Raw genomic sequence first — 6,282 nt, 5'->3', positions numbered from 1 at the left:
AAATAGATTATTTTGATCGCTTGTCGTCCTGGGATTTATCCATGGACTTGATGGATATGACGATTGTCAATGTCGCGATTCCAGACATTATGACTGAATTTGGAGCCACTATTCATCTTTCTCAATACGTGATTACGGCTTATTTGGCAGATACTCGAGGAACAAAATGCATTTACATACTCAGTTTGGTTGTCTTTACCGGAGGATCCACGTTGTGCGCTGTGGCATGGAACATCGAGTCCCTCATTTTCTGTCGCATCCTGCAGGCCATCGGAGGCGGCATGATTATGCCACTTTCAATGTCCATCGTTGAAAAGACATTTACCAAAAAAGAACTACCCTTAGGTCTTAGGCATGGGGTTAATGGAAATTCCTTTTCTAGTAGAATCTTCCTTAGGGCCGACCGTTGACGGTTATTTTGTGGAGTATTGGAACTGGAGAAACTATACCCCAGTATCGCGATGCATACGTTGCAAAGTCATAGACCGTTCGGATGAACTGTTTGCCATTCCTGTCGACACGACATCGCTTTCCGTGGCGAGGGAGTATCCAGACCAGAACGAGTTTCGTATCGACCGAGGTTTCTCAAAAAATCGCCGGCCGGATCTCAAGCAAATTGTGTTTGGCCTTTGCACCGTGCGAGGCCTGGGAATTTGCGCGAACGTCAATCCCGGAAACTCGATCATACTTGGAACCTCGAGAACATCCAGAGCCTTCTGGCGCAAATCAACGAACCGATGCGTGAGAAGGGCGTGTATACCGCTGATGCGACGCTGGTAACCCAAGACAACCTGGAACTGCTGGCAAAGGAAAACGCCACTTCATCTCCCGATTGCCAGGGACGTATAAGCTGTCCGAACAGCCCAAGCAGGCCGCGTGGGAGAAGGAAGAGAAGTGGCAGGAAATCGGTCGTCTTGCCGAGAGATGGTACGAGCTACAAGATCCAGTCCTTCCGCAGGACGCTCTATGGTTGGACCTACCCGATTTGTGGTGGTTCCTTCGTCGAGCCTGGATGTCCGTCAGGAACACAAACTGGAGTGTGTCCTGGAACGAGAACAGACGGAATTGCAAAAGACGGCCAAGAGCCTTGGCAAGAACGTCTACAGTTGTCAACAGGACGCACAGGCAGCAGCAGGAATCACATTCTACTTCAAAACAAATCCTTTGCGCTTGATGTATTCACTATAAAACTCAAACGGTATATCTTGAGTTAACATATCAATATTTCTCTGCGACCAATTTGCTATCCGTTGATTACTCGTACGATGTGCATAATACTCTTCCATATCTTTATCATATTGTGCGATGATTTCTTTCAGAGCGCAATTATATTTGTTCTCAAAGAACATGGCGGGCTGAGGCAAACGTGGTTTTTGTTCCGGCATTTCATCTGGAACACCAACAGCTAATCCAACTAATGGAATGACATTTTTTGGTAAATCCAACCACTCATCCAGCTCTGGTACCGCACCAACTCCTCCTAGGATCACAGTCCCTAGGCCAATAGACTCAGCTGCTAAATTAGCATTTTGTACAGCAATGGCCGTACTCGTAATTCCCATTTGATAGGAGTAAATGAAACTTATATTTTTTTCATTTTTTCTTTTTGCTTATCATTTGCGGTCAACATGATCCGATAGAAATCGACGCAGAAGATAAATAAATATCCACATTCATATACTTCGGTGCTTTTTGCTCGGTTAGCTAATTCCTTCTTTATGGTGGAATTTGTAACACCAATAATAGTAAATGACTGTAGATGACCAGATGTCGGAGCCATTCGGGCAGCGCGAACAATGATATCAATTTGCTCTTGGGTTAGCGGTTTATTTTTGAATTTTCTTATCGATCTATGGTTATTGATTGTCCGAATGACATCGTTCACTGAAGATCCCTCCGCCTGTTGTTTCCTCAGAAACAGTTTCCGTGGAAACAATATTAGCAGACAAATTTTCGTGCGTCAAATGGTTTCCGCGTAAACTTATGTTATAGTTTATATAAAGAAAGGGAGAGACCTTGATGGCTGATGCGGAGAACGATTTAAAGAAACTCCAAGATAGAATGAAAAAGTCTTTGTTCTCTATTGTCCACAGAGAGTTGGACGATGATTCAGACAAAAAATGGTTAAACGAGCATGTCTCTAATGATGATCTCAGACGACTGATCCCTAAATTATCCGTATTAAGCCTTCATACATTGGAGATCATTAGTCAAAACGAAGGAATTAAGGGTACAGATATAGCTCGAGAATTGGATGTGACGAAAGGAGCGATATCTAAAGTTATTCGAAAACTTTTGGATTATGGTTTGATCCGAAAAGAACAGCGACCGACAAACCTTAGAGAGATTTATTTTTTTGTTACGCCTTTGGGTGCTGAGTTATCCGATTTGCACCGACAATATCATTTGGAACTCGACAAAAAGAGTCTTGAATTACTCAAGAGCTATGACTTGTCTTCTCTTGAGCTGGTTGCTGATTTTCTAGAAAACTTGGCCCGACTACACTAGTTCTGAAAAGGGAAATCTAAGCCCCCCGTCGGAGGCAGTACCCAGACAAATGTACTCAAGGATCATGGATGAGTCCGGAGTGAACCGACGCAGCTCTGGCGACTCAGTAGGGACTCCGACATAAAGTTCGTGTTCTAGGAGTGTCGGATGAGGTGGCTCCTTTCTGCTCAGCCGTGGTACTCCTCCACACACTCCGGCCCATCATGCCGGAAGTTTCCGACCATCAGGTGAACGGGTAGGCGTCCACTGGATGCCACAAAACTCTTTTCCTCACACAATCGACGTTGCCCCCCATTATAGCTACTTTCAGCATGCACAACGGTAGGAGGGGATCCATCTCCGTATAAAACTTATCTTGGCACCATCATCTATGGGGAACGACATGTGCTATTATGTGGAAGTGTCGCCTGAAGGGATGACGGCGGCGGGCGGTTGGAAGTTCGACCATCCTGTGGATCAAGTCGAGCGTTTTCGGGCGGCCGTAGACCGTGGGGAATTGGGCCAAGCATTTGAAAAATCGCGGCCGACCTTCGCAGAAACCATTTTGAACTGGTTGGAGACAAGATCAAGACGACTCCGAAAGGATATCCCGCCAATCACCCCAGAATCGAGTGGCTCCGCTATAAGACCGTATGTAGGGTCTGCTGAACGGTTGATAAGTCCACTCGTAGCAAGGATTACTGGCCGTTTGTGACGAAATCTCATGCACGGATTTTCGCTGGAATCCGTCAAAATCCTTTCACCTGAGGGGTTCCCATGTATCGCTCGACCGAACGACAGATGCTGCTTCCCGATGACTTCTTCCTGCCGTTTGGCGGGAAATTGAACAAGGAAAACCGCTGGGTAAAACTCGCTGAGATGATTCCTTGGTGGATAGTTGAAGAGCACTACGGAGAGCGCTTGAAGTCCTGGACAAAGGGACAACAGGCGTACTCTGTCCGTATAGCACTGGGTGCACTCATTATCTAGGAACGTTTGAGTCTGAGCGACCGCGAAACGGTGCGCCAGAGCACGGAGAATCCGTATCTGCAATACTTCATCGGGCTGCCGAGTTTCCAGGAAGAGCTACCGTTTCATCCGTCGTTGATGACGCATTTTCGGAAGCAGCTGGGTCCAGACGTGTTGAGGCAGGTGAATGAATGGATGGTGATAGAGCAGGACGACCGTGATGATTTGGATGATGAGGATGGTGGTGATTCGGGGCAGCTAGGTGTGCGTACCGACTCCAAGTCCAGGACAAAGGCGCAGACAACCGCGAACCAAGGCAAGCTGCTGCTGGATGCCACCTGCGCGCCAGCGGACATCTCCTACCCGACCGACTTGTCGCTCCTGAACGAGGCCCGTGAGAAACTGGAGAAGATGATTGACGTTCTACATGCAGCACGTGAGCGTGGCATTCGCCTGAGTGGACCTCCGTTGGGTCGGCCCTCGAAGACAGCGCGGGAAGAACAGGCACGGATACGGATAGAGAGACAGGACGCAGTGGAACGAAACGCAATCGAAGGGAAGTTCGGCGAAGGCAAGCGTCTGTATGGTCTGGGTTTGATTCGGGCGCGCCTGCGGGCAACGAGCGAGACGGTCATCGCGCTGCAGCTGCTCGTGATGAACCTGGAGCGGAGACTCCGCCTCCTTTTGTCCCTTGTCCTTGCGTGGCTCCAACGATCCCTAACTTCAACAGCCCTGGTGAACTCGTGACCCGTTCAGCAGACCCTATGTACCGAATACAGATGCTTGTAGAAGATTGGATGTTCACGGAAAAAGCCGTCCGTCAGGTGAAATCCGCATGGAGGGAGACGCAGCCGTTGATCGACTGGCTCGAGCGGCATGTCGGGCCTTCCACTCTCACGTGCCGATGGTCCGTTTGAATTGTGCTCGAATACACAAATTCCATGGTACAATTTACAGCATCCATAGATGGGGAGGGCGTGGGGATGTCGTGCTTCATTTGCGGCAAGCACGCGGGTGTAGCTGCTCAACCGCCTGGCGGCTACATTACTTCCATGCACACTTTGTTCCCCGATACAGCGACAGTCCGACAAAGGGGATAAAGTTTTTGAGAGGCTTCATCCTGCAAGGAAGATGATGTCATCGAGGTAGTACGCAAACTGCGTGACCTACTCAAGTTGCAGAAGTAAGCGATGGATGAATCTGAGGCTCTGAGACTGGGACACGTACTTTCGTGAGCAGCAGGGTGTTATCGTCGCGGTGGGCAGGCATCGAGCAGTACGAAGGGGTGACGTCGATGAATTCTTTGAAGCCAAGTGCCCAACGAGTTCAGGACGCTATCAGAGCACTGGGATTTCCATACACCGTAGTGGAACTTCCTGATAGCACGCGAACGGCAGCGGAGGCTGCAGAAGCAATAGGCTGCAAAGTGGTGCAGATCGCCAAATCTCTTGTATTTCGTTGTCAGAACTCGGGGGCTCCGCTGCTGGTGATAGCCAGCGGTGTGAATCGTGTCAACGAGAGCCGCGTCGCCGAATGGCTTCAAGAGCCGTTGGAGAAGCCCGACGCTAATTTCGTACGAGAGCACACAGGTTTCGTTATTGGAGGTGTACCGCCCATTGGCCACCCGGCTCGGCTGAAAACCCTAATTGACGAAGACCTGTTCCAGTATGACGTGATTTGGGCGGCGGCTGGCCATCCCAAGGCTGTTTTTCAATTGACTCCGCAGGCTCTCGTGGAAATGACCAATGGGCACGTACTATCCGTGAAATAGGATCGGATGGAGCTGCGGAGGCCATGTACAGTGCCCTTTGCGTCAGTGAACACCGAACTGAGCGTGGCCACCCATCAAGACCGTGTGCTGTTTTGATGGTTTTCGCCCATTATCCGTGGTCAACACCAGGTGTGTATGCATCTACTCACTCAGTGGAAAGAAGGTCGTCGGATTCGGATTCACATAGAACAGCTCTTTCGGGTAAGGGAACTGAAGGGGTGGCATGGAAGAGGGGTCATAGAACCTGAAGTTTCCTATTTCACCATCAATAGCCTGAAGCGTTCCGCCTTTCACTGTGCATTCGAACACAGAGTTTAGGTACTCAACTTGATTTCCGTCTGGGTAAATCCACCGAAATTTCTTGCCACCAAATACACCAGGTGTGTGGGAACAACTTGTAATCCTGTTTCTTCCCATGCCTCGCGAACAATGGCTTGAGCAGGCGTTTCACCAAGTTCTATGGCACCAGCAGGAAGACCCCACATCGTGTTCCCTGCTTCTTGCACAAAGAGGATTTGGTTTCTTTTATTTCGAATGATTGCCACCACGTTCGGGCAAAAAATAAGCTGATTGCCAATTTGTCTCCGTAGGTTCTTGTAATAATCTGACATCGGTACTCGACTCACCTCGTCTCGTAAGTTTACTATGCTGCGTGTCTTCTATGCACGGACCCATCACAAAGGGTTGAGACAAGTACTGGAGAAGGGGAAAATTGTCACAGCTACAGAGACCATAGCGCATCCATTCTTGATCTTGCAGAGGACGCATGTGGAAACGGGGGATACGGGTGACCAAGAAGCTCTACATCATACGTCATTGTTCAGCTGTAGGTCAAGGGCAGGATGCACCGCTGACGCGAGAAGGGGAGGGACAGGCTGAGCGTCTCGCAGAATTTCTATTGGATAGCAAGATCGAATGGATTGTTTCGAGTCCGTACGTGCGCGCTCGGCTTAGTATCGAGCCTCTGGTGAAACGGCTGAATGTAGGTATGCAGATTGATGCCCGTCTGTCAGAGAGAGTACTCAGTACAGGTCACTTGGACAACTGGCTATGTC

At 49.2% G+C, this 6,282-nt stretch carries 7 protein-coding genes and 3 pseudogenes; 7 read left to right on the top strand and 3 right to left on the bottom strand.

The genetic code is table 11. The annotated features are described in order from the left end of the window. On the top strand, positions 1–410 hold a 410-nt coding region (locus tag ASH01S_RS19090), incomplete at its 5' end, for an MFS transporter (protein WP_217996356.1). 24 nt (positions 411–434) lie between these two features. Then, positions 435–1,131, top strand: a pseudogene (locus ASH01S_RS19880) (IS1634 family transposase); the annotation flags it as partial. Positions 1,132–1,145: 14 nt separating this feature from the next. Here the strand turns inward: ASH01S_RS19880 and ASH01S_RS18165 are convergent. After that, positions 1,146–1,562 carry a nitroreductase family protein gene (locus tag ASH01S_RS18165; protein ID WP_083517312.1) on the bottom strand — a complete coding sequence of 139 codons (417 nt, stop codon included), beginning with the start codon at positions 1,560–1,562 and terminating at the stop codon, positions 1,146–1,148. Between the two features lie 20 nt (positions 1,563–1,582). Beyond that, the gene (locus ASH01S_RS16995) at positions 1,583–1,885 is read right to left on the bottom strand and encodes a nitroreductase family protein (protein WP_067929631.1); all 303 of its coding nucleotides are present in this window, start codon (positions 1,883–1,885) and stop codon (positions 1,583–1,585) included. Between the two features lie 134 nt (positions 1,886–2,019). Between ASH01S_RS16995 and ASH01S_RS16990 the strand changes: the two genes are divergently transcribed. The 4 genes and pseudogenes from ASH01S_RS16990 to ASH01S_RS16975 all read left to right on the top strand — a co-directional run bounded on the left by ASH01S_RS16990 (position 2,020) and on the right by ASH01S_RS16975 (position 5,227). Beyond that, positions 2,020–2,508 (top strand): MarR family transcriptional regulator, encoded by a 489-nt coding sequence (locus ASH01S_RS16990; protein WP_067929630.1) that lies wholly within the window; start codon positions 2,020–2,022, stop codon positions 2,506–2,508. Positions 2,509–3,024: 516 nt separating this feature from the next. Further along, positions 3,025–3,156: a DUF2461 family protein gene (locus ASH01S_RS19795; RefSeq protein WP_157067220.1), complete on the top strand. Its 132-nt coding sequence runs from the start codon at positions 3,025–3,027 to the stop codon at positions 3,154–3,156. Between the two features lie 108 nt (positions 3,157–3,264). After that, a pseudogene (locus ASH01S_RS16980) lies at positions 3,265–4,203 on the top strand (transposase). Positions 4,204–4,750: 547 nt separating this feature from the next. Beyond that, positions 4,751–5,227: a YbaK/EbsC family protein gene (locus tag ASH01S_RS16975; protein WP_067929627.1), complete on the top strand. Its 477-nt coding sequence runs from the start codon at positions 4,751–4,753 to the stop codon at positions 5,225–5,227. Positions 5,228–5,368: 141 nt separating this feature from the next. Here ASH01S_RS16975 and ASH01S_RS19790 read toward each other — a convergent pair. Then, positions 5,369–5,838, bottom strand: a pseudogene (locus tag ASH01S_RS19790) (NUDIX domain-containing protein). A gap of 176 nt (positions 5,839–6,014) precedes the next feature. Here ASH01S_RS19790 and ASH01S_RS16965 point away from each other — a divergent pair. Beyond that, positions 6,015–6,282, top strand: a 268-nt coding sequence (locus ASH01S_RS16965) for a histidine phosphatase family protein (RefSeq protein WP_174520737.1), incomplete at its 3' end; no start/stop codon positions are given.

It is taken from the genome of Alicyclobacillus shizuokensis NBRC 103103 (assembly GCF_001552255.1).
GTDB classification, from domain to species: Bacteria; Bacillota; Bacilli; order Alicyclobacillales; family Alicyclobacillaceae; genus Alicyclobacillus_G; species Alicyclobacillus_G shizuokensis.
The sequence above is the reverse complement of the archived record's forward strand: the minus strand, read 5'-3'. Positions and strand labels throughout refer to the sequence as shown.

Bases quoted from the DNA above. Each gene is read 5' to 3' on its own strand.
- ASH01S_RS18165 (WP_083517312.1), bottom strand. From the start codon at position 1,562: ATGGGAATTACGAGTACGGCCATTGCTGTACAAAATGCTAATTTAGCA.
- ASH01S_RS16990 (WP_067929630.1), top strand. From the start codon at position 2,020: ATGGCTGATGCGGAGAACGATTTAAAGAAACTCCAAGATAGAATGAAA.
- ASH01S_RS16975 (WP_067929627.1), top strand. From the start codon at position 4,751: ATGAATTCTTTGAAGCCAAGTGCCCAACGAGTTCAGGACGCTATCAGA.